The organism is Pseudomonas sp. ABFPK, assembly GCF_001586765.1.
In the GTDB taxonomy this organism is placed as follows: domain Bacteria; phylum Pseudomonadota; class Gammaproteobacteria; order Pseudomonadales; family Pseudomonadaceae; genus Aquipseudomonas; species Aquipseudomonas asiatica.
Genome location: NZ_LQXW01000027.1, coordinates 24,216 through 49,375, shown reverse-complemented (window position 1 = coordinate 49,375; position 25,160 = coordinate 24,216). Strand labels below are relative to the sequence as shown.

The 25,160-nt window shown below is 61.5% G+C and carries 23 protein-coding genes and 3 pseudogenes; 11 read left to right on the top strand and 15 right to left on the bottom strand.

Features of this window, described 5'->3' with window-relative positions:
* The 6 genes and pseudogenes from WM94_RS30625 to WM94_RS18180 form a co-directional block, all read left to right on the top strand.
* Nucleotides 1-190, top strand: a pseudogene (locus WM94_RS30625) (hypothetical protein); the annotation flags it as partial.
* A gap of 129 nt (nucleotides 191-319) precedes the next feature.
* Complete coding sequence (locus WM94_RS18200; RefSeq protein WP_009681987.1) at nucleotides 320-649, top strand: hypothetical protein; 330 nt, start codon at nucleotides 320-322, stop codon at nucleotides 647-649.
* A gap of 94 nt (nucleotides 650-743) precedes the next feature.
* Nucleotides 744-1,712 (top strand): DUF932 domain-containing protein, encoded by a 969-nt coding sequence (locus WM94_RS18195; protein ID WP_033959465.1) that lies wholly within the window; start codon nucleotides 744-746, stop codon nucleotides 1,710-1,712.
* Between the two features lie 75 nt (nucleotides 1,713-1,787).
* On the top strand, nucleotides 1,788-2,792 hold the full coding sequence (locus WM94_RS18190) for a YqaJ viral recombinase family protein (RefSeq protein ID WP_034023887.1): 1,005 nt from the start codon (nucleotides 1,788-1,790) through the stop codon (nucleotides 2,790-2,792).
* Between the two features lie 87 nt (nucleotides 2,793-2,879).
* Entirely contained in the window at nucleotides 2,880-3,773 is an 894-nt protein-coding gene (locus tag WM94_RS18185) for a hypothetical protein (protein WP_009683520.1), read from the top strand.
* A 56-nt stretch (nucleotides 3,774-3,829) separates the two neighbouring features.
* Complete coding sequence (locus WM94_RS18180; RefSeq protein ID WP_009683519.1) at nucleotides 3,830-4,018, top strand: hypothetical protein; 189 nt, start codon at nucleotides 3,830-3,832, stop codon at nucleotides 4,016-4,018.
* Nucleotides 4,019-4,347: 329 nt separating this feature from the next.
* Here the strand turns inward: WM94_RS18180 and WM94_RS31165 are convergent.
* A pseudogene (locus tag WM94_RS31165) lies at nucleotides 4,348-4,532 on the bottom strand (transcriptional regulator); the annotation flags it as partial.
* 151 nt (nucleotides 4,533-4,683) lie between these two features.
* Nucleotides 4,684-5,373: an isochorismatase family protein gene (locus WM94_RS18170; RefSeq protein WP_009683518.1), complete on the bottom strand. Its 690-nt coding sequence runs from the start codon at nucleotides 5,371-5,373 to the stop codon at nucleotides 4,684-4,686.
* A gap of 124 nt (nucleotides 5,374-5,497) precedes the next feature.
* On the opposite strand from WM94_RS18170, the gene WM94_RS18165 reads away from it, so the two are divergent.
* On the top strand, nucleotides 5,498-6,409 hold the full coding sequence (locus WM94_RS18165; protein WP_009683517.1) for a LysR family transcriptional regulator: 912 nt from the start codon (nucleotides 5,498-5,500) through the stop codon (nucleotides 6,407-6,409).
* On the opposite strand, the gene WM94_RS18160 is transcribed toward WM94_RS18165, so the two are convergent.
* From WM94_RS18160 to WM94_RS18105, 12 genes and pseudogenes are all read right to left on the bottom strand, one after another.
* Nucleotides 6,400-7,881 carry an NCS1 family transporter gene (locus WM94_RS18160; protein WP_023101486.1) on the bottom strand — a complete coding sequence of 494 codons (1,482 nt, stop codon included), beginning with the start codon at nucleotides 7,879-7,881 and terminating at the stop codon, nucleotides 6,400-6,402. The two genes, WM94_RS18165 and WM94_RS18160, sit on opposite strands and share 10 nt — an antisense overlap.
* Nucleotides 7,882-8,023: 142 nt before the next feature.
* Nucleotides 8,024-9,784, bottom strand: a complete 1,761-nt coding sequence (locus WM94_RS18155; RefSeq protein ID WP_009683515.1) for a hydantoinase B/oxoprolinase family protein — start codon at nucleotides 9,782-9,784, stop codon at nucleotides 8,024-8,026.
* A 17-nt stretch (nucleotides 9,785-9,801) separates the two neighbouring features.
* On the bottom strand, nucleotides 9,802-11,892 hold the full coding sequence (locus WM94_RS18150) for a hydantoinase/oxoprolinase family protein (protein ID WP_023101487.1): 2,091 nt from the start codon (nucleotides 11,890-11,892) through the stop codon (nucleotides 9,802-9,804).
* A 116-nt stretch (nucleotides 11,893-12,008) separates the two neighbouring features.
* On the bottom strand, nucleotides 12,009-13,334 hold the full coding sequence (locus WM94_RS18145; protein WP_061551856.1) for an MFS transporter: 1,326 nt from the start codon (nucleotides 13,332-13,334) through the stop codon (nucleotides 12,009-12,011).
* 120 nt (nucleotides 13,335-13,454) lie between these two features.
* A complete protein-coding gene (locus WM94_RS18140) occupies nucleotides 13,455-14,711 on the bottom strand; it encodes a beta-ketoacyl synthase N-terminal-like domain-containing protein (protein WP_009683511.1) in 1,257 nt (418 codons plus the stop codon).
* 210 nt (nucleotides 14,712-14,921) lie between these two features.
* Nucleotides 14,922-16,163 carry a cytosine deaminase gene (gene codA / locus WM94_RS18135; protein WP_023101488.1) on the bottom strand — a complete coding sequence of 414 codons (1,242 nt, stop codon included), beginning with the start codon at nucleotides 16,161-16,163 and terminating at the stop codon, nucleotides 14,922-14,924.
* A gap of 4 nt (nucleotides 16,164-16,167) precedes the next feature.
* Entirely contained in the window at nucleotides 16,168-17,385 is a 1,218-nt protein-coding gene (locus WM94_RS18130) for a PucR family transcriptional regulator (protein WP_023101489.1), read from the bottom strand.
* Nucleotides 17,382-18,648, bottom strand: a pseudogene (gene codB / locus WM94_RS18125) (cytosine permease). Before codB ends, WM94_RS18130 begins: the two are co-directional and overlap by 4 nt.
* Before the next feature lie 141 nt (nucleotides 18,649-18,789).
* Nucleotides 18,790-19,629: a DUF2950 family protein gene (locus WM94_RS18120; RefSeq protein ID WP_079279884.1), complete on the bottom strand. Its 840-nt coding sequence runs from the start codon at nucleotides 19,627-19,629 to the stop codon at nucleotides 18,790-18,792.
* A 67-nt stretch (nucleotides 19,630-19,696) separates the two neighbouring features.
* Nucleotides 19,697-20,704 carry an inovirus-type Gp2 protein gene (locus tag WM94_RS18115; RefSeq protein WP_009683505.1) on the bottom strand — a complete coding sequence of 336 codons (1,008 nt, stop codon included), beginning with the start codon at nucleotides 20,702-20,704 and terminating at the stop codon, nucleotides 19,697-19,699.
* A 337-nt stretch (nucleotides 20,705-21,041) separates the two neighbouring features.
* Complete coding sequence (locus WM94_RS18110; protein ID WP_009683504.1) at nucleotides 21,042-21,272, bottom strand: AlpA family transcriptional regulator; 231 nt, start codon at nucleotides 21,270-21,272, stop codon at nucleotides 21,042-21,044.
* A 69-nt stretch (nucleotides 21,273-21,341) separates the two neighbouring features.
* Nucleotides 21,342-21,638: a hypothetical protein gene (locus WM94_RS18105; RefSeq protein WP_177342411.1), complete on the bottom strand. Its 297-nt coding sequence runs from the start codon at nucleotides 21,636-21,638 to the stop codon at nucleotides 21,342-21,344.
* Between WM94_RS18105 and WM94_RS18100 the strand changes: the two genes are divergently transcribed.
* The 4 genes from WM94_RS18100 to WM94_RS18090 all read left to right on the top strand — a co-directional run bounded on the left by WM94_RS18100 (nucleotide 21,594) and on the right by WM94_RS18090 (nucleotide 23,956).
* A complete protein-coding gene (locus tag WM94_RS18100; protein WP_256207027.1) occupies nucleotides 21,594-22,196 on the top strand; it encodes a site-specific integrase in 603 nt (200 codons plus the stop codon). The genes WM94_RS18105 and WM94_RS18100 overlap by 45 nt on opposite strands.
* Before the next feature lie 460 nt (nucleotides 22,197-22,656).
* Nucleotides 22,657-22,896 (top strand): AlpA family transcriptional regulator, encoded by a 240-nt coding sequence (locus tag WM94_RS29320; protein ID WP_082810596.1) that lies wholly within the window; start codon nucleotides 22,657-22,659, stop codon nucleotides 22,894-22,896.
* Complete coding sequence (locus WM94_RS18095; RefSeq protein WP_256207026.1) at nucleotides 22,889-23,368, top strand: helix-turn-helix domain-containing protein; 480 nt, start codon at nucleotides 22,889-22,891, stop codon at nucleotides 23,366-23,368. The genes WM94_RS29320 and WM94_RS18095 overlap by 8 nt, the downstream gene beginning before the upstream one ends.
* Nucleotides 23,369-23,590: 222 nt before the next feature.
* On the top strand, nucleotides 23,591-23,956 hold the full coding sequence (locus tag WM94_RS18090; protein WP_017735521.1) for a hypothetical protein: 366 nt from the start codon (nucleotides 23,591-23,593) through the stop codon (nucleotides 23,954-23,956).
* Between the two features lie 369 nt (nucleotides 23,957-24,325).
* Here WM94_RS18090 and mobI read toward each other — a convergent pair whose 3' ends face one another.
* Nucleotides 24,326-24,787 (bottom strand): conjugative transfer protein MobI(A/C), encoded by a 462-nt coding sequence (mobI, locus tag WM94_RS18085; RefSeq protein ID WP_014754508.1) that lies wholly within the window; start codon nucleotides 24,785-24,787, stop codon nucleotides 24,326-24,328.
* Nucleotides 24,788-25,160: the final 373 nt, after the last annotated feature.

The window sequence follows — 25,160 nt, the reverse complement described above, 5'->3', positions numbered from 1 at the left end:
CTTTCTCGGTCACTTGCTTGACCGCTTCGATCTTGAACTCTTCGGGGTAACGCTGACGACTCATGGCACCTCCTATTTGGGCCTCATTATGAGGCTTGGAGGTGTCTACGAAACCAGGGGCGATTCAAAGGGCTATCTCTGCACGATGGAGTTTGAGCGACGCTACGCGAGCAGTAGCTATCAGCACTAATCCCGGCCTGTCTCTGCCGATTGTGGCTCGTTACGTCATTGGTTTCGCTTCTGAAATGCGACCATTCGACTCGAAAAAATCTCAACCACACATTATCGCGATGACATAAGCACCAAGGAGGTTAGCCCCATGTCATTGCAGTGCCCTCGCTGTCACTCCCCAAAAATCGCTTCCTTCCATCACGCCATGAGAGTCGGCGCCGCCGTCGGCACCCTTGGCGGTATTGCACGTAGCGTCAGCGCAGCCCTGGGAGGTGGCCAAGCTGGCGCAGCTATCGGCGCGTTCGCCGGACCTGTCGGTATCACCCTAGGTTCCGTGTCTGGTGCCATTCTCGCCGGCCTGGCCGGCGGCGTAGGCGGGTGTGCGCTAGGCGCCCAGCTTGGCGAGTCGCTCGACCGCCACGTCCTGGCCCACAATCTCTGTCTGCTCTGCGGTCATCGCTTCAACCTGCCAGTCTGATCCGGCCCTTTCTCTCCTCTCATTTCAATCGTCCGGTCGGTGCTGCGCCTGGCGCGGCGCTTTATGCCGGCCTGCACCCAAAGGAATCGCTCACATGGCACATCTCGTCGAAACCATGGCCTACGCTGGCGCTACTCCGTGGCATGGCCTGGGCAATCAGCTCACTCAGAAACAACCCATCGAAGTCTGGCAGCGTGAAGCCGGGATGGACTGGCAGATCCTCGAAAGTCCCGTGCATTTCAAATCAGAGGTCACGGGCCATCTGGGCGCAATTCACTCCTTCCCCGAACAGAAGGTGCTGTTCCGTTCGGACACCAAAACCCCGCTGTCGGTGGTCTCGCAGCGCTACCACACCGTGCAGCCTCGGGAAGTGCTCGAGTTTTACCGGGACCTCACCGAGGTATCCGGCTACGAGCTGGAAACCGCTGGCGTGCTCAAGGGCGGTCGCAAGTTCTGGGCGCTGGCGCGTACCGGGCAAGGCGCTGCGATCAAGGGTAATGATCAGGTCAACGGCTATCTGCTGCTCGCGACATCCTGCGACGGCACCCTGGCCACCACTGCCACACCCACCACTGTGCGCGTGGTGTGCAACAACACCCTGACCATCGCCCTGGACGGCACCAGCCGCGCGATCAAGGTGCCGCACAACACCCGCTTCGATCCGCAAGCAGTGAAGAAACAGCTCGGTATTGCCGTATCCCAGTGGGACGACTTCATGTACCGCATGCGCGCGCTGGCCGAACGCAAGGTGCAGTGGCATGAGGCTTTGGGATTCTTTATGGGCGTGCTGTGCGAGACCAGCCCGACCGGCGCCCTACCGGAGGTACTGCCCAACGAGCGTGCGCTACGCAAAGCCCAGGAGCTGTACGAAGGCCGTGGTCGCGGTAGCCAGCTGGACTCTGCACGTGGCACAGCTTGGGGCCTACTCAACGCCGTGACCGAGTACGTCGACCACGAACGTCGTGCCCGCAGCAACGAGTACCGCATGGACTCGGCCTGGTTCGGCCAGGGGGCACAGATCAAGCAACGCGCTCTGGATGCCGCGCTACAGCTCGCCGCTTAGCCCTCACTTACTTCAACCCTCGCGCCCGGTCAGCCTTGTGCTGGTCGGGCGTTTTCATGTCTGCAGGTGAATACCATGAAAGCAACGTCATTGAACGGCAGCTCCCGCAAAGCCCGCCCGGCCCTGCGCCTGGTCAGCACCAAGGAGCTTCCGCGCGAGGACTGGCTGCAGATCCGTAAACAAGGCATCGGCAGTTCGGATGCCGCGGCTGCCGTGGGACTGAATCCCTACAAATCGCAGCTCGAACTGTGGCTGGAGAAGACCGGCCGCGACACTGCGCTGCCTAAGGGCGATACCCAGGATGAGGAAAGCCCGATGTATTGGGGCAACGTCCTGGAACCCATCGTGGCCTGGCACTACAGCAAGCGCACCAAGAACAAGGTCCGCCGCATTAACGCCGTGCTACAGCATCCGGATCCGGAGCTGCCCTGGATGCTGGCCAACATCGACCGTGAGGTAATCGGTGCCGACGATGTGCAGATCCTCGAATGCAAGACCGCCGGCATAAACGGGGCACGTCTCTGGAAGGAAGGCATCCCCGAGTATGTCGAGCTTCAGGTGATGCACCAGCTCGCCGTCACTGGCAAGCAGGCTGCGGATGTAGCCGTGCTGCTTGGTGGCCAGACGCTGGAGATCCACCGCATTGAGCGGGACGAGCAGATGATTGCTCGCCTGATCGAGCTGGAGTGCAAGTTCTGGCGCTACGTGGAGACCGACACACCACCGCCAGCCGACGGGACGGCATCCGCGGAGGCAGCGCTACGCTGCCTGTATCCGGAGGACAACGGTCAGGTAGTCAACTTCAGCAGCCATGCTGGGCTGACTGCCGCCTATATCGAACTGAAGGCCCTGCGGCAGTCGATGGCCGACAAGGAAAAGCGCGAGGCCGAGCTCAAGCAGATGCTGCAGCAGGCCATGGGCGACGCCAGTCGCGCGGAGTTCTCCAGCGGCTACGTCAGTTGGCGCAAGGCCAAGGACAACATCGGTTTCGATGTCGCGCAACTGCTCAAGGACAAGCCGTACCTGCAGGCCAAGTATCCGTTGCTGAAGCCCGGTGCGCGGCGCTTCCTGGTCGGCTGATTTCCTCCTCCATCACCCCTTCCCCCTTGGCCAGTCCATGCAGTTCGCGCTGCGTGGCTGGCCTTTTTCATTTCCAGGAGCACCACCATGTTGAAAGGTCTCGCACTCATCCCTCCCGCACTCGGTCGCATCTCCATTGGCAAGGTCGTCGAGAAAAACGGTAAGCGTCTTCCGGAGAAGGATGACCAGTTCACCATCACGTCCCAAGTGCAGGGCCGGGATGGCTGGCTGTTGCACCCGCTCAACGATGAACTGCGTCAGGGCAAGGACGACAAGCTGCGTAGCATCCCGGTACGTCTGCTGTTCAACGAACCGGAATTGAACTTTCGCGCCGACTACACCCTGTTCGACCGGCAGTCGGGACGGCCACTGTGCGTCGGTAATGGCGAAACTTGCAAGCGCGTCACTCAGGACGGTATGCAATCGCTGCCCTGCCCTTCGCCGGATGCCTGCCCGCTGGCCAAGGGTAATGCCTGCAGGCCCTATGGCCGGCTGAACGTGGTCATTGGCGAGGAGGATCCGCTGGGCACCTTCGTGTTCCGCACCACCGGCTTCAACAGCATCCGCACCCTGGCAGCCCGGCTACATTACTTCCAGGCCATTTCCGGCAATCGCTTGGCCTGCCTGCCGCTGGAGCTGCGCCTACGCGGCAAGTCGACGCGCCAGAGCCACGGCACCCCGATCTTCTACGTCGACCTCACGGTACGCAACGGCATGGGCATGGCTGAAGCTCTGCAGCAGGCGGGCGAGCTCGCGGCGCAACGGCAAACCGCCGGCTTCGATCAAGGGGCGCTGGATGAGGCAGCCCGCCGGGGCTTCGGCAATGGCGCCTTTGAGGACAGCGAAGAAGACAGTCACGCCGTGATCGAGGAGTTCTTCACCGCCCCAGAGCCAGCCAGCTCGACCGCCCCCGTTGATTCACAGGCGGCGCCCAAATTCCTCGCAGACAAACTGGAAGCCCTCGCCTCACAGCCCCACTGAATCCCACCTGCCTGCGCTGCCGTCATCGGCCAGGCAGGTTTTCTTGGAGACTCACTATGCTTCTACTTCGATTTCTACTCCACCTGCTCATCTTCATCGGCGCGCTCGCGGCCGCTGCTACGGTGGTGCTGAGCATCTTGCTCATGCTGCGCTTCCCGCCGCTGCTGCTCGCCGTGGTCCTGGCCTGCTGGATGCTGAATCGCCTGCTCAGATTGCTCTGCCCACGCCCGGGCAATCCCTGCTGAAAACCCCCAGCGACAACCGCCAACCAGTCATCACCAGCGGCTGTGCATTCGGCCGTTATTACCACGAGGAACCATGATCAGATGCTTAATCTGCGAGTCCAAGGCCATTCTGACGCGGGACGTTGCCAAGGGCATCGCCCTGCTGGTCAGCCTGGCCGACAGTGCATTGCAGGGGGCTCAGGAGGCGGACACAGATACCCCAACCCTGGGGTCGCCAAATATCACTTCGGAGGGTTCAGGTATTTGTGCCTGCGCTGTGGATCGCTGTTCGATGAGCCGGGTACAGAGGAGGCGTCCGAGCCCGCCATGTAGTCGCCATGATTCAGCGCTCAGTCCTGGCCGAGCCGGGCAACCAGGCGCTCCACCATGTCCATGACAAGCTCACGGTCTGCCGCTGTCAGCCGGGAAAGAAGGTCATGGAGCCTGCGGGCCTGGTCCTCCGGGCGGGAGCTCCCTCGGTCAGCAGGTCGGCTGTTTCGCAGTTGAAGATAGTTGCCAGCTCGACCAGACGCTCATGATGATTCTTGGGAGGACCGACCTTAACAATCGCTTAGCTTGCAATCAATGAGCCTGGCGTACAGGTGTGTTTCAGCCATGCGGCTGGACAAACGCAACGCGCCATGCTGAAGCCCGGCTTCAGCATGGCGCGGGTCACACCCGGGCGGTCAACGTTTGCCAATGCTAGCCAGGTAATCCAGGCAGCTGTCGACGGTTTCCACGTCGGCGAACTTGGCATCAATGTCAAACAGGTTCCAGGCCACCGCGCCCGGTACCCGGTCGCCGATGCACTCTTTCACGGCGATGGTGCGGAAGCCTTCGGCCAGGCCGTCGCACAGGGTGGTACGCACGCAAGCCGAGGCCGTCACGCCGGTCACCAGGATGGTGTCGACCCCTGCCGAGCGCAGGTACCCGGCCAGCGAGGTGCCGCTGAACGAACTGGCGCGCTTCTTCACCAGCACGAACTCGCCATCGACTGGCGCGATGCGCGAGTCGATCGCCCAGAGGTTCTCATCGGCCTGGTTGACCACGTCCACCGGGATCTTGTTGTGCCACTGGCCCATGTCGGTGTTGGGGTCATGGCGGTCGGTGTTCTGGTAGCAGGTGGTGACGTGGACGATCGGGAAGTGGTTGGCACGGAACACCTTCATCAGGCGCTGCACGCCGGGGATGATTTCGTCGTCGATCTTTTCGCAGGTGAACGGGTTGCCTGGGCGGGTCCAGGCGTTGGCCAGGTCGACGTTGATCAGCGCCGGGCGCTTGCCGAAGCCGATACGGCGCTGGAAGCCACGCTCCTTGTAGAGCTTGGTCGATTCTTCGAAGGCGCGTTCGAGCATGGTCATCAGGTCTTGCGACATAGTGAATCTCCCCAGTGGGTCGTTGTGAGCGGTTCGGCAAGGAAGGTTTGCCTTGACCTGGAACTCACGATAATCTCGGCCACTGATGACATCCAATTCATTGTTGGCGAGCATTGATACCAAAATGAGCATTAATATCCGCTTTGATCTCAAGCAGATAAAAGCCTTCGTCCGCGTCGCGCAACTGCTGCATTTCAAGCGCGCCGCCGATGCCCTGTTCATCACCCAGCCGGCTTTGAGCCGCCTGATCAAGGCGCTGGAAAGCGAGCTGGGGGCGGAGTTGTTCATGCGCACCACGCGCCATGTGGCGCTGACCGAGGCCGGTCGGCTGTTCTTGCAGGAATGCCAGCAGGTGTTCCGCCATATCGAACGCGGTATCGACCTGGCGCGTAGCGCCGCGGCGGGGGACATCGGCCACCTGACCGTGGCCTACAACGACTTCGCCATCAACGGCGCGCTGCCGGGCATTCTCGAGCGCTTCAAGGACCTGCACCCGGATGTGACCGTGGAGTTGCTGTACATGCCCTCTCACGAGCAGTACAAGGCGATCCGCGATTGCCTGATCGACGTGGGGTTCCTGCTGGGGCCAATGACCGAGCCGGACATCGCCTCATTGCCGGTGAACCAGGAACGCATGGTGGCAATTCTGCCGTCACGGCACCCGCTGGCCGGACAGGCCACTTTGCGCATCGAACAGTTGCGCGACGAGCGCTTCATCTTCGGTGCGCCCAGTGGCTGGAGCCTGTTCCGCGACCAGGCGTTTCAGCTGTGCCAGCGCGCCGGTTTCAGCCCGAACATTCACCAGGAGGCCACCACCAGCATCGGTATCCTCGGGCTGGTGGCGGCCAACATGGGGGTGTCGCTGTATTCGGAATGCGCCTACCGGATCCAGCGCGAAGGCGTGGTCATCGTGCCGCTGCAGGACGAGCATGCCCAGGTGCAGACCATCGCCGCGTGGAACGAGGAATACCAGAGCCCTACCGCCGCGCGTTTCAAAGCCCTACTAGGGCACCGAGCTGCGGAGCTTCACGCCTGATCTGATGGCGTAAGGCCGAAGCGATCGGTACTGGCATCGTAGCGCCAGTCGTGGCCGACACTGCTGGCCAGCCACTGCGCGCCATTGCCGGTGAGCTCTTGCTGGGGATAGCGCCGAACGATCCAGAACTTCATCAGCATGGCATGGATCACCAAACCGCTGACGAAACCGACTACAAATGCCCAGTCACCGGAACAGTACGCCAACACGCTGGCCGCAGCCCACGCTAACAAGCCGGCAGGGTTGAAACCGCGCCAATAGTGGAATTGCCCTTGCAGCTCATACAACTGCGGCACGTTCAACCGGCGTCGCCGAATCAGGTAATAGTCAGCCACCATGATCCCGCCAATTGCCGAGAGGAACGATCCATACGAAAACAGGAAGGCGAACAGGTTATCGAGGATGGCCCACGGCATCGAAAGTGTACCGATGACTCCCGCGATCATCACTGCAGTCGGGTATCTGACTCGTGGTGCTCCAGCATTGACGAAGGTCAGCGCCGCCGGGATCAGGTTGGCTGCAGTATTGGTCGACCACTGTGCCAGCACCACCAGGACCATCAGCACGACCAGGCTCAGCCCGGTGCTCTGGGCCTGGATGACATTGATTGGATTCCAGTCTCCGGCGGCGACGAAAGATGCCGCGCCAATGACCGCGATCCAGGTCTGAGTCAGCGGTAATGCGACCAATTGAGCAAGAAAGATATGCCGGTTACGAGACAGGAACCCCCGAGCATTGACTGGTGTCCGCACGTAACGGGTGATATTGGGAATGTCGATGGCCAAGGTCGACCAGAAAGCCACGTTAGCCAGGAACAGGGTAATGATGGTCAGCTGCTTGTCGCCGACGAACGTCCAGATATTGACCCCTTTGGTGACTGCCAGCACATCGAGGGTCAGGTACATCCAAACCGAGATGGCAATGATCGCCGGCGCTGCGATGGACGAGAGAAACTCTACCGCCTTGATACCCAGCGCGGTATTGATGATTTGCACCACTGCGAAGATCACATACCACAAGGCCCAGTTGTCGAACCCGGTCAAGTACTCGACGATACCGCTCAGGGCCAGGGCGCCGAGGTAGGTCTGGATACCGAACCAGATCGCCGCGACCAGGCCGCGAAACAATGACGGAATGTGTGTGCCATGCACGCCGAACGGCGCTCGCAAATACACCGCGAAAGACAAACCATGTTCGGTACCGATGTCCGCGGTCAGGGTCATCAGTAGCGCCAGGACGATGTTGGCCAGCAGAATGATCGCTACGACCTGTGGCAGCGGCAGGCCGGCAACACCCGTAGCACCCAGCTGGAAGGTGGCGATCATGAACGCGATACCGATCCAGATCCAGGTGAAACCCAGGGTACCGATCGAGCGATGTCGTCGTTGTACCGGAAGAATCGACGGTTCCAACAGGTTGTGACGGGAGACGGCCGGAGTCGGTGAGACAGAAGTCAATTCGGGGCTGTTCATCGAAGCACCTGTGCATGAATGGAAGGCGCAACCTACCTGCCATGGCGATGGCCGCAGGCTCTTGGGGAAAGGAACGAACGTGGGCAACGGCCTTTGCTGGCGAATAGCGACCCAGCAAAGGCTGCGGCGGGCAGACCTGTGGTCAGCCCTGCAGTTGCTGGCGCCGGGCGCGGGTGGCCTCGATGTCCAGGCGCACCTGCTCGTCGAGCACCACTCCGTACACCTCAAAGGCCTGTTCGAGGCTGCAGAAGTCATCCAGCACGTCTTCGCGCACCTGCTCGGCACTGCGTTCTAGCGGGTTGCCATAGCCACCGCCACAGGGCGAGTAGTAGGCCATCACATCCCCCGCCTTGGACGCGTACCCGGAGAACTTCGACGGCATCGACACCACCTGCCCGGGGCTGGCGACATTGTAGATCTCGGTCTTGCCTACCACCCCGTCGCAGCCACCGAACACCCCCCAGGGCACATCGAAATGCCGTTCGCTTTCGTGGGTGATGAAGCCCGCCGTGAGCACCCGCTGGGCCTTTACCACACCGATGCCACCGCGGTACTTGCCAGCGCCTGGCTGCACATCGTCACGCAGCTCGTAGCGGTCGCAGATCATCGGCAGGTGCATCCCCAGGTCTTCGATGGGGTTGTTGCGGGTGTTGGCCATCAGGTTGTCGATGGCATCGGGCCCGTCGGATTTCGGCCGCCCGCCGTATGCCCCTTCGTTGACTTCGAGGAATACCCAATAGTCGCCATCGGCCTTCACCCCGGAATAGGCAGCGAAGGAGATCGACGCCGAGCTGCCGGCGATCACCCGCTCCGGCAGCACCGGGGCCAGGGCCTTGATGATGAGATCGATCATCCGGTTGCACTGGGTGAAGCGCGCCTCGGCAGCGGCTGGGAACACTGGGTTGAAAATCGTGCCCAGCGGCGCCACGACGCTGATCGGGCGGAACGACCCCTCGTTGGACGGCACCGGGCTGGGCAGCGTGGCAGCGTCGAGCAGCAGCTTGCGGAAGGCGGCGTAGGCGGCCACCTTGCACGAACCTTCGAACGGCACGTTATAGGCGGTTTCGGTTTGCAACGCCGAACCGGTCAGGTCCACCTCCAGGGCATCACCGCTCACTTTTACCGTGACCACCACCGGCAGGCGCCGCTCGCGGTTGCGGCCGTCGTCGTCGAGGAAGCCTTCGGCGCGGTAGTCGCCATCGGGAATCTGCGCGATCTGCTGGCGCATGATGGTTTCGGCGTAGTCGATCAACTGGTTGATCGCGGTAAAGCTGAAGTCCTTGCCGTAGCGGGTCAGTAGTTCCTTGAAGCGCCGGGCGCCCAGCTGCGCCGAGGCCACCTGGGCTTCGATGTCGCGAATCAGCTGGTCGGATGCACGGCTGTTGTAACGGAACATCTGCACCAGCGCTTCGTTGCGCACACCGCGCTCATAGAGCTTGAGCCCGGCCATCAGCATGCCTTCGGCGTACACGTCGCCTACGTCGATGATCAACCCCGGCGTAGCTGCGCCGATGTCGATGTGGTGCGCGGTGTTGCCGGAAAAGCCCACCAGCTCGCCTTCATGGAAAATCGGCACGATCACCGCCAGGTCCGGGCTGTGGCTGGAGCCGTGATAGGGATGGTTGTGCACCACCACATCGCCCTCGTGCCAGGCGCCACCTTGCAGGGTGGCCTCGATGCCGCGCAGGTAGGCCGGGATCGAGCCGATGTGCATCGGCGTGGATTCGGACTCGCAGATGGTCTGGTAGCGGGTGTCGAACAGCCCGGCGCCCATGTCCTGGGACTCGCGGATGATCGATGAGAACGACATGCGGTACAGCACGTGGCCCATCTCTTCGGCGATGGTCTTCAAGGCGCCGCTGATGACTTGCAGGGTGATCGGATCGACCGGTTGCGTATTCATGGCTGTGTCCTCTGGCGTTACTGGCGGGAGATGATCAGGTTGCCGTGGGCGCTCACCCTGGCCACCCAACCCGGCGGCACCAGCGAGGTGGAGTCGTGCTGCATGAGCATGGCCGGGCCTTCGATGTACTGGCCGGCGTGCAGCTTGCTGCGGTCATAGCGTGGCGTGGGCAGGCACTGGCCATCGTCGAACCAGGTGTCGCGCTCGTAAAGGAAGGCCTGGCCGGTGTCGCTGTCGACCGCCGCCGGCAGCGGCTGCCAGGCCAGCTTCTCGGACTGGGAATGGCCGATGACACGCAGGCTGACGACTTCCACCGGGGCATCGGCGTAGCAATAGCCGTAGTCCTGCTCATGCACTTGGTGGAAATGCGCCATGACCTGGGCAATGGCCTGGTGGTCCACCCTGCCGCCAGGGATCAGGGCACGCAACTCGAAGCCCTGACCGTCGTAGCGGCATTCGGCGATGCGGGTCAGCTGCATGCAGGCATCGTCCACGCCATCGTTGCGCAGTTGTTGCCGAACATTGGCTTCCAGTTCCTGCAAGGCGCTTTCGAGCCGATTCAATTGCGTGTCGTCGATGGTATTCAGGGTGCACAGCAACGAGCGCAGGGCCTCGTACTGCAGGTCGGTGGTCAGCAGGCCTGCGGCGGCGGTGATGCCCGGCGCTGGCGGGATGAGCACCGACTTGGCATTGACCTCATCGGCCAGCGCCGGACCATGCACCGGCCCTGCCCCGCCGAACGGCATCAGCACGAAATCGCGGGGGTCGATACCACGGGCCACCGAGTTGGAACGAATGGCCAGGGCCATGTTGTTGTTGACCACCCGCAGGATGCCCAGGGCCGCCCGGTGCACGCTAAGGCCCAACGGCTTGGCGATCTTCGCCTCGATGGCCTGGAACGACAGCGCCGGGTCGATCTTCAGGTCGCCGCCCAGCATCTGGTCCGGGTCCAGACGGCCCAACACGATGTTGGCGTCGGTCACGGTGGGCTCCTCGCCACCGCGGCCGTAACAGGCCGGGCCGGGGTTGGAACCGGCCGAGCGTGGGCCGACCTGGAAGCCACCGGCCGGGTCGATGAAGGCCACCGATCCGCCACCGGCACCGATGGTGATCAGGTCGATCATCGGCACCAGCACCGGGTGCCCGGACACGTAGGAGTCGCGCGGGTTCATCACCTTGATCTGGCCATCGACCAAGGTCGAGATGTCCGCCGAGGTACCACCAATGTCGACGGTGATGATGTTGCGCTCACCGTCGAGCCCAGCGAAGTAATGCCCGCCCATCACGCCACCGGCGGGGCCGGACATGAGGATGTTCACCGGCCGCTCGCAGCAGCTTTCAACGGTGGCCACACCGCCGTTGGACTGCATGATGCGCAGGTCGGCCTGGATGCCGTTTTCACGCAGCTGGCTGGCCAGGTGGGTCAGGTAGTGGGCGGTGCGCGGTCCGACGTAGGCGTTCATGGCCGTGGTGGAAAAGCGCTCGTACTCGCGCATCACGTCCACCACATCGGTGGAGCAGCAGACGAACGCCTCGGGCATCACCTTCTGCACGATGGCCTTGGCGCGCAGCTCATGGGAGCGGTCGAGGAAGGCGTACATGAAGCCGATGATTACGGCCTGCACGCCACGGGCCTTGAGCAACTGCGCGGCCTCGCGGACTTCCTGCTCGTCCAGCGGCGTCTCGACCTGGCCATGGGGCGGTAGGATGCGCTCGTTGATGGCGATGCGGTTACGCCGACGCACCAGCGGTGTGCTCTGCCATGGCACATCGAACTGCAGCGAGAAGTTGTAGGGCCGTTTGTGCCGGCCAATGTGCAGAATGTCGCGGAAGCCCCTGGTGGTGAGCATGCCCACCTCGGCGCCATTGTGTTCGATGGAAATGTTGGTCGCCACCGTAGTGCCATGGACGATCAGGTCCACTTCTTCGGCGCCGATTCCGGCCTTGGCACACAGCTCGAGAATCCCGCGCATCACAGCGATGGACTGGTCTTCGAGGGTGGTGGGGACCTTGTGGGAAAAGATCCGCCGGCCGATGGAGTCGCGCTCCGTGGTTTCCAGGATCAGGTCTGTGTTGGTACCGCCGACATCTACGCCTATACGGGCCATTCTGCGTCACTCCTGGTGATCGCGAATGCACTCGGCAACTGCGCCGCCGAGCCGATTCGCACGTGGGTCTTATGGTTGTTGTTGAGGTGCGGGGGCCCCAAGCGGGGCCTGTTTTTTTATGCCAAGGGGTTGGCGGGTTGATCGGCGGCGTGGCTCAAGGGGCGCCCCGCCGTCTCCGGCAACGACAGCCCGCCCGCCAGGGCGAACAGGGCGATACCGGCCAGGTAATAGGCCGGCGACAGCGGGTCACCGCTGCGCTCGATCAGCCAGGTGGCGATCAGCGGCGCGGTACCGCCGAACAGCGTGTAGGCCATGTTGTAGGTGATGGCCGAGGCGGTGTAGCGACTGCGGGTGGGGAACACTTCCGACAACAGCACGGCCGTGACCACACCGCACAGCACCGCGCCGATGGCCAACAGGAACGCCCCCGCCAATGCTGGGTAGAACAACCCGGAGCGCGCCAGCAGAAACGCCGGGTAAATGGTCAGCACCAGCCAGGCGGCAGCCGTGACCATGGTCGGGCGCCGGCCAACGCGGTCGGAAAAGCGTCCGGCAAAGGGGCAGCAGGCTGCGGCGAACAGCAAGGTCAGCAAAGAGATCAACAGCGCTGTGGGCTGCGGCTGGCCGCCTTGCAGTTGCAGGTAGGTCACGAAGTAGGTGGTGCACATGTAGAACGACAGCGCGGTCAGCGAGATGAACGCCGCCAGGCAGCACATCGCCCCGCCCTGCTCGCGCAATGTCTGGCCCAGCGGTGCATGCACGGCACGCTCGGCGCTAGCCAGCGCCTTGAACGCCGGCGTCTCGTCCAGGCGCCAGCGCAGGTACAGGCCCACCAGCCCGAGGGGCGCGGCGATCAGAAAGGGCAGGCGCCAACCGAAGGCTGCCATCTGCTCGGCTGTCAGCCAGCGGTTCAGGGCATAGGTGACGATGGCGGCGGCCGCGAACGAGGCGAAGGTCGACACCAGCGCGGCACTGCCATAGCGGGCGCGCTGCCCGGCCGGGGCGTGCTCGATGAGGTAAATGCAGGCACCGGCGTATTCGCCACCGGCGGAAAAACCCTGCACACAGCGGATCAGCGTCAACAGCAACGGGGCGGCCAGGCCGATGCTGGCATAGGTCGGCAGCAGCCCGATCAGGGTGGTGGCTGCGGCCATCAGCAGGATCGTGATCGACAACACCCGGCGCCGCCCGAAATGGTCCCCCAGCATGCCGAACACCAGCCCGCCGAGCGGGCGGAAAGCAAAGGCAACGGCGAACACGGCAAAGGTCTTGAGCAGCGCCGTGGTGCTGTCACCCGAGGGGAAGAACAACTGGGCGATGGTGGTCGCCAGAAAACCATACAGGGCAAAGTCGAACCACTCGACGAAGTTGCCGATGGACGCGGCCCAGACCACGCGTTTCAATTGCTCCGGCGCGACCGGCTGCTGCGACGTACCCGACATATCCACCTCACTGTCTGTTGGAGAACAAGCGATTGGCAGTTCGAAACCTTCACGCAGCGAGTGGGCTGCAGGCGCAGCCCTCAAGCTCAGTCCGGGCGGGCCTCTGGTGGGCCGTCACCGTCAATGTGCGCCCTGCGCCTCCAGCCCCCGACGGCTGAACACCAGCGAGGCATTGGCCCCGCCGAAACCGAAGCTGTTGGACATCACGCAATTCACCTGCTGCCCTTCGCGCACGCTGCGTACCAAGGGCAGCCCCTCGACCTGCGGGTCGAGCTGTTCGATGTTGTGCGAAGCCGCCATGAAACCGTGGCGCATCATCAGCAACGCATAGATCGCCTCGTGCACCCCGGCCGCCCCCAGCGCGTGCCCGCTCAGCGACTTGGTCGAGCTGAACGGCGGCAGTTCACCGTCGAAGGCAGCCAGTGCCGCCTGCAGTTCCACCAGGTCGCCGGCCTGGGTGCTGGTGCCATGGGTATTGAGGTAATCCACCGGTTCGGCGCAACTGGCCAGGGCCATCTGCATGGCGCGCAGTGCGCCGTCGCCGCTGGGGGAAACCATGTCCTGGCCATCGGAGGCAGTGCCATAGCCGATCACTTCGGCGAGGATGGTCGCCCCGCGCGCCTGGGCATGCTCCAGCGCCTCCAGCACCAGCACCCCTGCCCCGCCGCTGATAACGAAGCCATCACGGGCCACGTCATAAGGGCGGCTGGCAGTGGCCGGCCGGTCGTTGTAGCCGGTGGAAAACGCGCCCATGGCGTCGAACATGCAGCTCTGGCTGAAGTGCTCGGCTTCGGCACCGCCAGCAAACACCACATCCTGTTTGCCGAACTGGATCTGCTCGAAGGCGTGGCCGATGCAATGGGCGCTGGTGGCGCAGGCCGAGGCGATGGAATAGTTGAGGCCCTTGATGCCGAAGAAACTGGCCAGGCACGCTGAGACCGTACTGGTCATGGTACGGGGTACACGGTACGGCCCCACCTTGCGTACGCCCTGGCTGTGCAGCAGCTGGTTGGCCTCGACGATGTCTTCGCTGGAGCCGCCACCCGAGCCCATCACGCAGCCGGTGCGGGTGTCGGCCACCTGCTCGGGCGTCAGCCGTGCATCGGCGATGGCATCGGCCATGGCCAGGTAGCCATAGGCTGCGGCATCGCCCATGAAGCGCCGGTGGCGCCGGTCGATGCGCTGAAAGTCGACCTCCAGCCGGCCGCTGACATGGCTGCGCAGCCCCGCTTGCGCATAGGCCAGGTTGAAGGCGATTCCCGAGCGCCCCTGGCGCAATGCCTGGAGGACCTGCGCAGGGCTGTTGCCCAGACATGAGACGATGCCCATGCCGGTCACGACCACGCGGCGTAGCCCGATTGTCTGCTTCGATAACATGCACTGACTCCACAGGTTCAGAACTGTCCGGGCAACCTGGCTGGGTTGCCATGGACTCGAGTCTAAGGGGCGGCTTTGATTCTGATAATTCGTATTTCGTTAGCCATTGATACCGAATTTGGCATCAGTAATTATCCTGCGCCCATGGCAAAGCACCCCGCCCGGCCAAAGCCGGCGGGGCATGATGAATGCCGTTGCTAGAGGGTGGCGTCAGGCAAAGCGTTCGACCTGCGCCGACGTGCGGCGCATCAACACCTTGCCGTTGCGCACCGAAACCAGTGCGTGGCCCTGGCTGCGGACCATCTCGTAATCATCCGGCGCCGACAGCAGCAGCAAGTTGGCCGGCCGCCCGACCTCGATGCCATAACGCTCCCCAAGGTTGAGGGTGCGGGCACTGTTGTCGGTGATCAGATCCAGGCTGCGTTGCAGGTCTTCGTAGCCGAGCATGTGGCAGATGTGCAGCCCGGCTTCGAGAATGCGCAGGATGTTGCCGTTGCCCAGCGGGTACCACGGGTCGACGATGGAGTCCTGGCCGAAGCACACGTTCATCCCGGCGCGGTCGATCTCGGCCACGCGGGTCAGCCCGCGGCGCTTGGGGTAAGTGTCGAAGCGCCCTTGCAGGTGAATGCTCTCGGTCGGGCACGAGATGAAGTTGATGCCCGACATTTTCAGCAGGCGGAACAGCTTGTAGCAGTAAGCGTTGTCATAAGAGCCCATGGCCGTGGTGTGGCTCGCCGTGACCCGAGCGCCCATGCCACGTACCCGGGCCTCTTCGGCCAGCACCTCGAGGAAGCGCGACTGTGGGTCGTCGGTTTCGTCACAGTGCACGTCCACCAGGCAACCGGTGCGCTCAGCCAGCTCCATCAGGAACTTCACCGACGACACACCCTGATCGCGAGTGTTCTCGAAATGCGGAATGCCACCGACCACATCGGCGCCCATGGCCACCGCTTCGGTCATCAGGGCCCGGCCATTGGCGAACGACTCGATGCCCTCCTGGGGGAAGGCGACGATTTGCAGGTCAACCAGGTGGCGTACTTCCTCGCGCACCTCGACCATGGCCTTGAGCGCGGTGAGCTTGGGGTCGGTCACATCCACATGGGTTCGCACGTGCTGAATGCCATGGTCCACCAGCATGTCGATGGTCTTCTTCGAGCGCTGCTTGATGTCGTCGTGGGTGGTGATTTCCTTGCGCTCGGCCCAGCGTTCGATGCCTTCGAACAAGGTGCCGCTCATGTTCCACTTCGGCTCGCCGGCGGTGAGGGTGGCGTCCAGGTGAATGTGCGGCTCGACGAAGGGCGCCACCACCAGGTTCTGTTGGGCGTCCAGGTCGTCGGGGTTGGCCAGCACCGCCACATCGGCCTGGGGCTCGATGGCGGCGATACGGTCGCCGTTCAGTTCGATACGAAACAGGCCCGACTTGCCACGCAGACGGGCGTTGATGATGTTCATGCTGTTACTCCTTGCATTGGGCTTCGCTCATGCGCCATACCAGCATGGCGACCGAAGCGTTCATACGAAATAGCGGGTCGTCGAGTGACTGCCCACTCAGTTGTTCGATACGTTGAATACGTTGGTTGATGGTGTTGCGGTGCAGGCCCAGACGCTGGGCGGCCTTCAGGCCATTGCCGTTTTCCTTGAGCAGGGCGTCGAGGGTATGCACCAGCACATGGGGGTGCTTGCGGCCGGGCGCGATCAGTGGGCCAAGGGTTTCGGCGACGAAGTCGTCGATCAGCGAGCGATCGACGATGCCTTGCAGCAGGCGCAGCACGCCCAACTCGCTGAAGTCGCAGAAACCGGTGGCCGGGCGCAGGTTCTGCGCCACTTCCAAGGCCTGGCGCGCTTCATTGAGCGCCTGGCGGTAGTGGGCGCAATCCTCGGCCAGGCGCGACAGGCCCATGAACAGGCCCAGTTCACCGACCACGCCCGCCAACTGCCGGTGCAGCGCGGCCAGGGTGGCGTGCAGGCCGTGGGCATCGGCCAGTAACAACACGAACAGGTCACCCGGCAATTGCGCGGTCACAGTCCCCGGCCTGCCACGACACCAGGCCTCAAGCTGATCTTCCAGCGCCTGGCGAATGCCCTGCCACACGCGCTCGCCCTGGGCCAGCCCATGGCGCTCGAACAATCCATCGACGCCAGACAGCCGCAGTGTCACCAGGCGCCGTGGCTCGTCCAGCGCCAGCTCAAGGTGCGCGGCCCGCTGCCGAGCGATGGCCAGGCTCGGGTAGTCGCCGGTCAGCAACTGGCCGAGGATGTCATTGCGCGAGCGCCGCACCTGGGTCATCTGCACCAGGGCCGTACCGATCAGGTGAGTGACGACCACCATTTTCAGCGCATACGGCTGCTCGATCAGCGGCAGCCCCAGTTGCTCGGCGCGCTCGATCACTACAGGCGGAATGCCGTGGATGAACGTGCCGCCGGTGAGGATCACCATGCCGGCAATGCCCACGGCGTCGCCATCTTCCACCAGGCTCAGCAGGTTGGCCTCGCCGCGTGGGTGGTTGATGCCGGTGACGAACACCAGCTCGCCGCCCATCACCCACTCGGCAATGCCTTCGTTCTCGGCCACATACGGCCAGCGCACCCGCCGCTGCAGGTTGCGCGCGCCGGCCCGGACGGTCATGTCCTGCAGGCCGGGCAGGTGCAGGATTTCGTCCAGCGCCAGGCTCACGGTTCGACACCCGCCTGGCCCAGCGCCCGGCGCCGGCCGCTCAGTTCAAGCATGACGATGTAGCACAGGGCCGAGGCGCCAATGCCCACCAGCGGCGCGACCCACGGCGAGGCGTAGGCCAGCACCGCACCCAGCGCATAGGACCCGAGGCCCAAGAAGTTGTAGCGCGGCAGCTGCACCGAGGCCAGCGCCGGGTACTTGCCGCGGTGGCGGTACCAGAAGTCGGCCATGATCACCCCACCCACTGGCGGAATGATCGAGCCCAGCAGCACCAGGAACGGGATCAGCATTTCATACATCCCGCCAATCGCCAGCACGATGCCCACCGCTGCCGCGACCAGCGTGGCGATGCGTCGACGCTCGCTGCGCAGCAAGTGGCAGGCCGCTGCCGAGACGTTGTAGATGGTCGGTCCCTGGATGGTCCAGAGGTTCAGGCAGAGCATCACCACCGCCGCGAACGACAGGCCTTGCAGCATCATCACTTCGACGATGTCGGCCTGCTGGTAGACCATCGCGCACCAGGCCCCGGCCACCACCATCAGGCCGTTGCCGAGCAGGAAGGCGACGATGCTGGCCACCACCGCCACCCGCCCGCTGCTCGACAACCGGGTCCAGTTGGTGGCCTGGGTGGCACCGCTGGCGAAGGTGCCGAAGACCATGGTCACCGCTGCCGAGAAGGTCATGGTTTCATGCGGCACCACCGCCGCCAGGCCGGCAAAGCCCCCGGGCATCGGCGGTGGCGATATACATCGAAACCAGCAGCAGCGCGAACATCAGCGGCACCGACACCCGCGACAGCAGGTCCAGGCCCTTGAAGCCGATGATCGCGGTAATGCTGAAACCCAGGCCGAACAGCACCATCAGCGGCACGGTGAAACCACCCGCCAGGCCCAGCAACTTGACCAGCACGATCGCCACGGTCGCGGTGCCCCAGGCGTACCAGCCAAGTTCGGCGAAGCCCAGGATGAAGTCGGAAAGCCGGCTGCCCGCCTCGCCGAAACAGAAGCGCCCCATCAGCACGCTGTTCAAGCCGCTGCGCGAGGCGATGAAGGCCAAGGCCGCCGCGTACAACGCCAGCAGCGTGTTGCCGATGGCGGCGACCCACAGCATGTCGACGAAGTTGAAGGCCATGCCCAGCTTGCCACCGGCGAACATGGTGCCGGTGAAGAAGGTAAAGCTGAACAACACCATGGCAATGGGCAGCAGCCCTTTGCGCGAGGATGGCGGGGCTTCGCAAAGCGGGAATTCGGTAGGTGAGCTCATGGCACGGTGCTCCGGGTTGTCGTTGCGACTAGGGGAGCAATATGCGGGCCGCTTTTGCCAAGCGCGAAAAACAGGAAATTTGCGGGCAATCGGCACAACTTTACCTGTTCACCTTGCACACTATTTTGCCGAATTGATGAATTAAACCTGTGCGTTAAGACCTGTTTTGATGCGGGCGCGCACCAACGCGGAACAGCACTGGATAGTTTCCACGCAGCCTGCCGTCGGCGGTGCGCGCCGGCCGTCATTCGCTGGCGCTGACATCCACCTCTTCCAGCTGTCATCCGGATCGAAGCGTTTCATGGCCTTGGCAATCTTGTCGCCCTGTGGCCCCAGATCCTTCTCGAACACCTGGTCGTCGTGGCTGATCATGAAGCTCATGACACCGCTATCGTTGTATTTCGCCGGCCAGGCGACCAGGGCGAAGCCGCGGCTCATCTGGTTGCCGATCAGGTAGCTGTAGGCGCCGCCCGGGGCCGACGAGCCTTGGCCATCAAGGATGCGGAAGTGGTAGCCGTACCAGGCATCGCCCACCACATCCTTGCCGAACAGCGGCCCCAGCGGGCTGATCTCGCCGCCCTCTTCGTCCTCCCAGAACAGGCCGTCATGCTTGCCGGGCGTGCTGAAGATCTGCTGGGCATATTCCAGCGCGCCGTTGCTGTTGCGGTCCTTCGAGGCGTAGTCCATCTGCGCGTCGTGATAGGCTAGGACCGACTGCAATGCAGCCAGCTCGTTACGGCCGATGCGCCGGGCGTGGATTTCGGCGCTGCCGGCCTTGCGGTCGAAGCGCCAGCCGTTGGTAGCCTTGGTCAGCCGAACCAGTTCTGCATCAGATGCACGCTCAGCTAGCTTCCCGACCGTAGCATCCAGTAGCGGCCGAATGCGGCCGACAGTACTTGCCTCAGCGCGAATCGTCTCCAATGACCGTTTCAAAGCGAGTGCAGCCACTGTCCCAGCATCTGTGTCGGACACCTTGCGCATGTCGCGACCATTTAGGCCAGGGTTCAGGTTGGTTTCGCTGAACGGGTGATCGGCCGGCAGGCTGGGCTCATCGACATGTTTGTTCGGCACCTCGCAGGGGAATGGATCGATTAGGAATCCCGGAAACCTTCCTTGCCTGCCCCTTGCGCAAGCAACGAGCTCCTACCGGTTTGAGCCGCAGATGTTGATCATTCTTGACCAGGTAACGCATGGCGCAAAGCACGTTAGCCCGCCCATTCAGGTCCCGCCTGTGGATCAGGCCAAGCCCCAGCCTGTCTTGGTATTTATCTTTTTCGAGGTTGCAGTTGTGGAAGTAGCCCTGACCACGGGTAATACGCTCCCATAGCTCACCGATCCGCTGAGCCCTGTAGATATCGGCACTCACTTCAGCACCGTTAAAGAAGAACGCTGCATGGATGTGATAGCCCCGGTCCTCGCCTTGCTCGACGCTGCAAATGTAGCCAATTTCATGGTCGAAAATTAGGTTGCGTTCACGCTCAGCTATCAGCCGATTCAGATCGTCGAATACGCGCTCCACACGCAACCTCGCCTGGACCTCTGCACGGTAATACAGATCAACCCTGATCACGCAGATCCGGGCGTAGCGATCAAACATGGCATCAACGTAGCGATCGACTTCGACCTCTTGCTGAATCGCCTGGTAGCGCTGATCGTGCTCCCTACGCTTGAATCTCTTTTGGGCAAGGAGTGTACGGATGCACTTGGTCAGCTCGTTCAGCGTCTCACTGGTGCTCAGATAGCGCGTTTCACCCTCGTTCAAGCAGGTGATGCCAAAGGGGCTGCGCTCAATCCCAATGGCCTGGCAGGCTTCCTGAAGAAGGCTCAAGTGCCAGCTGTACTGATACGCCACATCTCCGTCGAGCAGCGCGACCATCTGCACGATCCCATCGAAGTATTTTGAAAGCATGGTTTCTCTGACCTGTTCATCTCCATGCTTTGAATATGAGATTCGGCAGGCCTGGCTATCTGTACGCTGGATGGCGTTGATGAGGCGCTCAATTCGAATTGCGATATCGGACTGGGATTGGAGGGTGTTGGCGTTTTGTTTGGTCATGGCTCTGTACCTGGTGAGTGGTTTCGCATACCAGGTACGGGATGTGTATTTATTAACCGATGACCTAACCCGGAGGCAGGGTGATAGTGCCGGTGTGGTTACTAAAAACTCAGCCTATCGAGTATTGACACGGTGATAGCCTAGAACTATATAACTAGATCCCGCTCCAAGACTCAGCGATCACCCCAGGTTGGCCTGGCAATGGGGAGCAACATTACCGAGCCTGCCGAGAGATTCACCCAATCGCATCCTGGGAGAGTTAGCTGAGAGCGCTGGACTTTCCAAGCGGCATAAACGCCATGACCAGCCTTAGCCGGTCATGGCGTAGGTGATAGTTCTAGCTAGCCATACTCAGGTGGCCGGTGGGGCGCACCGCAGCCCCCTCTGCCAGGTCCCGCTCCTCGATCCTTGCCAGGATCCAGTCATGCACCTCGCTATCGACCCAGCCGACACAGCGGTCGCCCAACGAGACCGGCTTCGGGAAGGTACCTTCCGAGATGTGTTTGTAGATGGTCGATCGGGCAAGACCAGTCGAATCGATGACTTCTTTCAGGCGAATGATCCTCATGAACGGGGCTCCTCATATTCGTTCAGAGGATCTGCAGGAGCAGTAAGAAATAACCTGAAGCCCCGTCACCTACTCGGTTAGCAAGCCAAACTCATAGCGGTTCCACACATCCAGGTCAGCCTCGCTGTCGAACTCACGAAGAAACCCGCCCCGGACATCCTTGTACACAATGCAGCAGTTCTGATTCTCGGGAGCCGGATAGACGATCAGAGAAACGACCTCCAAGGCATCATCGCGCCCTTCTGGCTTTGGCACAGGTATCAGCCTAATCACCTGGGGTTGGTACCCCGACCATGCCTTGCCATTGAACTTCTGCTTCAAATGCTCGGCCCACTCAAACGCCACCTCAAAAAAGTGATCGAGCACTCCAGGCCAGTAGTAGCCAGCCTCGTCCTGCCCCGGCTTTGTTGTGCGTTAAAACTGGCTCCGTTGCTGTTCTGCCGACCCGGAGACCTGCGCCACATGGAGTGGTCGGAGGTCAATCTGGATGCTGGCGAATGGCTGATTCCCGGCCACAAGATGAAAGGGCTCACTGCCACCAAACAGGATCGCCCGGATCACTTGGTTCCCCTAAGCCAGCAAGCAATCGCGGTTCTACGCGAGCTGAAACCACTCACCGGCAGACATCGGTACGCCTTCCCCTCGGCACGAGGAGGCGACCGACCGATGTCCAACAATGCCGTACTCAGCGCGTTACGCCGCATGGACATCAGCGGCGACGAAATGACTGGGCACGGCTTTCGTGCGACCGCGAGAACCATAGGTGCTGAGGTGTTGGGGTTTCGCCCCGATCTCTTGGAGCATCAGCTTGCACACACGGTAAAAAATCCACTGGGGCGCGCATACGACCGAACATCATTTCTGCCTGAGCGCCGCGATATGATGCAGCGCTGGTCAGATTACCTAGATGCAATCAAGGCTTGAGCTCACTGCTTGGGCTTGCAATACAGACTCCCGGTTGGTAAAAATCATGCATCTCTAGGGCGTTCATAGGACGCAATGGGATCGTCACGCTGCCCCGGTTACGGCGTTAAGAATCCGAAGTCCATCTGTTGTTAGCAAATGGACTTTCTGGCTACCTCATCGGGGTATCGCCAGCATCTCGCAAGGCCTTTTTCGCCTGCTCGTCAGCATCAAGGCTGCTTAAAAAACGTACGGGCCTCTATCCCGTACCAGCTGGGTCTTTCCTCTCCCCCACGCCAAAGACACAGCTTCAGCTGTCATGAGCACAGCTGCCGCCGGCAATGAACCTCGGAGGCCCGTAACACGAGGCCCGACAAACGCCTCTGCTTTGCAGTAGGAAAGTCCGAGCGCCACTCCCAACACATATGCGTATTGCAGCACTTGAGGGCTGCTGCAACGCCACCGCCTGAGCACCAATCAAATGTCAGCACAAACTATTGCCCCCAGCCCGGAGGAGCCGCGCTTCCTTCGTCTGCCCGAGGTTGAGCTCGTTGTCGGGAAAAAAAGATCCACGATCTATCGCGACATAGCCGCAGGAAAATTCCCTGCTCCATATGATCTAGGCAGCAGCAGATCGGTTGGCTGGCTCAGCACGGAGATATCTGCCTGGATCCTGAGTCGACCGCGCGTACAGCTCCGCGGGGGACATAACAATGACTAATGTATCAGCCCCACTGCGCGCGCAGACCCAGTGGTTCCATGTTTTCAGGGCAATGATTGATCAAGGCGATGTTGCCCGAATTGGGCCCTACGCGTTTACGGTTTATGCAGTCATTAAGGCACACGCCAATTACTACTCCGGCATGGCGCATCCGGGCATCGAGCGGATCTCTGAGCAGTCTGGCGTCAGCCTGGCACAGGTCAAACGGGCATTGGGGGTTCTCGAAACGGCCGGCCTCATCACGAAAACAAAATCCGGCCGATCCAATCACTACACCCTACGCGAAAAGGTTCAGGTCACTGAGGCGGGCCTACCTCATACCGTCGCAACTTGGGATTACGTGCCAAGCCGCGCCCAGCACACCGTTTCCGAGCTTAGAAAAGCCATGACCGCCGGAGATCTTGTGAGTACCCGAATCCACCTGCAAGGCATCACTACTGCGATACGCAATATTTGCCACCCAAGTCCATGAGATCAGCGATGACCTTGGCTGGGTAGTCAGTTGCCGCGTCAATGCGAAAATGACCGGAGCGCCGAAGCGCTTAGATCAACGGCATGCTCGCTTCTCGATGTGGCGAATTAGCTTGCCCGGTACGCCATAACCCGTGCGCCGACTCGCAGGCACCATCTGATCTTGGGTTTTCCTAAAACTACCGGAGAGTGTCTAGCGACCTCATCTATCCGGAGCACCACCATGGAATTTCGCCACCTCGGTAACGGGCAGTACTTCCCACCCATTGCACCAAACGGTCGGGTTTACGCCGTACCTCTTGGGCAGGAAACCCAGGTAGAAATTTTCTGCCTGACACCAGTAGGCATCATGGGCGCGGGCGTCCAATCGCACTGGTCAGAAATCGTTGGTTTTTACTACGACGACGAATCATGGGAGATCATCCCGCGCAATTACTCGGGACGAGGAATGCGCTTCCGCAGAGGCCTCTCCTGCATCATGGTGATCGCCGGCAGCGAGGCTCTCACGACCCACATCCAGGGCTACCCCATCCCCATCTGCGTAATGAACCGCATTGCATTCGAACAGCAGCGATGCAGTGAAGGGTAGCGCATCACCGCCGCCATCCGCTGCGCGACACAGGTACCAGCTAGACCGGCACCTACCAATGTTTATTTTATGAAAGTGAAGCCTCTCACTGCTAATACAGATCGCAGTTGGCCAGCAGCCTTAGACGTACGCATCACTGCTAATAGCAAATATAGCCTGTGAACCCCGCATGCACTGGCCTGCTGGCTGGCAGCGAGTAGATTTAGCGCACTACACTGCTTATAGCCCGTAACCTACTCAAGCGCTGCAACATGTCGCACAGGAATTCACTGCTGATACAAGAAAGCCCCGTCAGACCATGCTGCACGGGGCTTTCGGACGCTAAAATCGGTTCAGATCCGTTCGGCACTGCTTATAGGCACTCAGCCTCTACTCTCCCGAATAGAGACCGCCATGATCAAGCGCTTGGTATCTAGACAGTTTCTTTTCATAAGCGACCAACGTCCGACGCAGCTGACGATTCTCGCTGGCAATGCTACGAATCTCAGCAAGACGCTCCTCAACCTGCAAAACCAGGCGGCGGTAAGGGTATTTAACAAACTCGAACGAGGAAGCCGGGTATTTGTGTTTGCCATTGCCCTTGGCAATAGTAAGGGGCGCGAATTTGTTTTTTTGCCCATGCAGTGGCACCAGTTTGCACCAGTAGATCGAGTACGCATTCGGGCTCGTTTGCTTGATTGACACGGCAGCTACAACAGATCTGGCCCCAGTCTTTTTGTACAGCTTCATGGACGCATCCACATAGCTTGTTACCAGGCGTCTCGCGTCCACCAACAACTGCTCATATTGCTGATCCAGCAAGGCGACTATCGCTTGCGGTTCTTTGCTCATGGCCAAGGCTCCAACTGCTTCTAGAGCCCAAATGGTGGCATCTCATCCGGTATCAAAAATTCGCTTTCAGGCGATTTTACCGTCAGAAATTTACGGAAGCGGAGTTGGCAATGCACCGCTGCCGCTCTGCCGCGCGTTAGATGGGCGGCAGATGACGACATTGCAGACGTACAGCAACATTACGTGCAAAGGATGCACAACAGACGACGACGGATGCCCTGGCTCGAGATTGAACAGAATCAACGAATGCCAAAGTGACGATAAGCAGGCAATGGCCAAGAGCTGATCCTTCTGATCGACGGCTTCCGCCCCAAGCCGGATCTTTACCGCTCGCGCTTCGAACATTGCGGTGTTGGTTCGCAAACATTCCCAA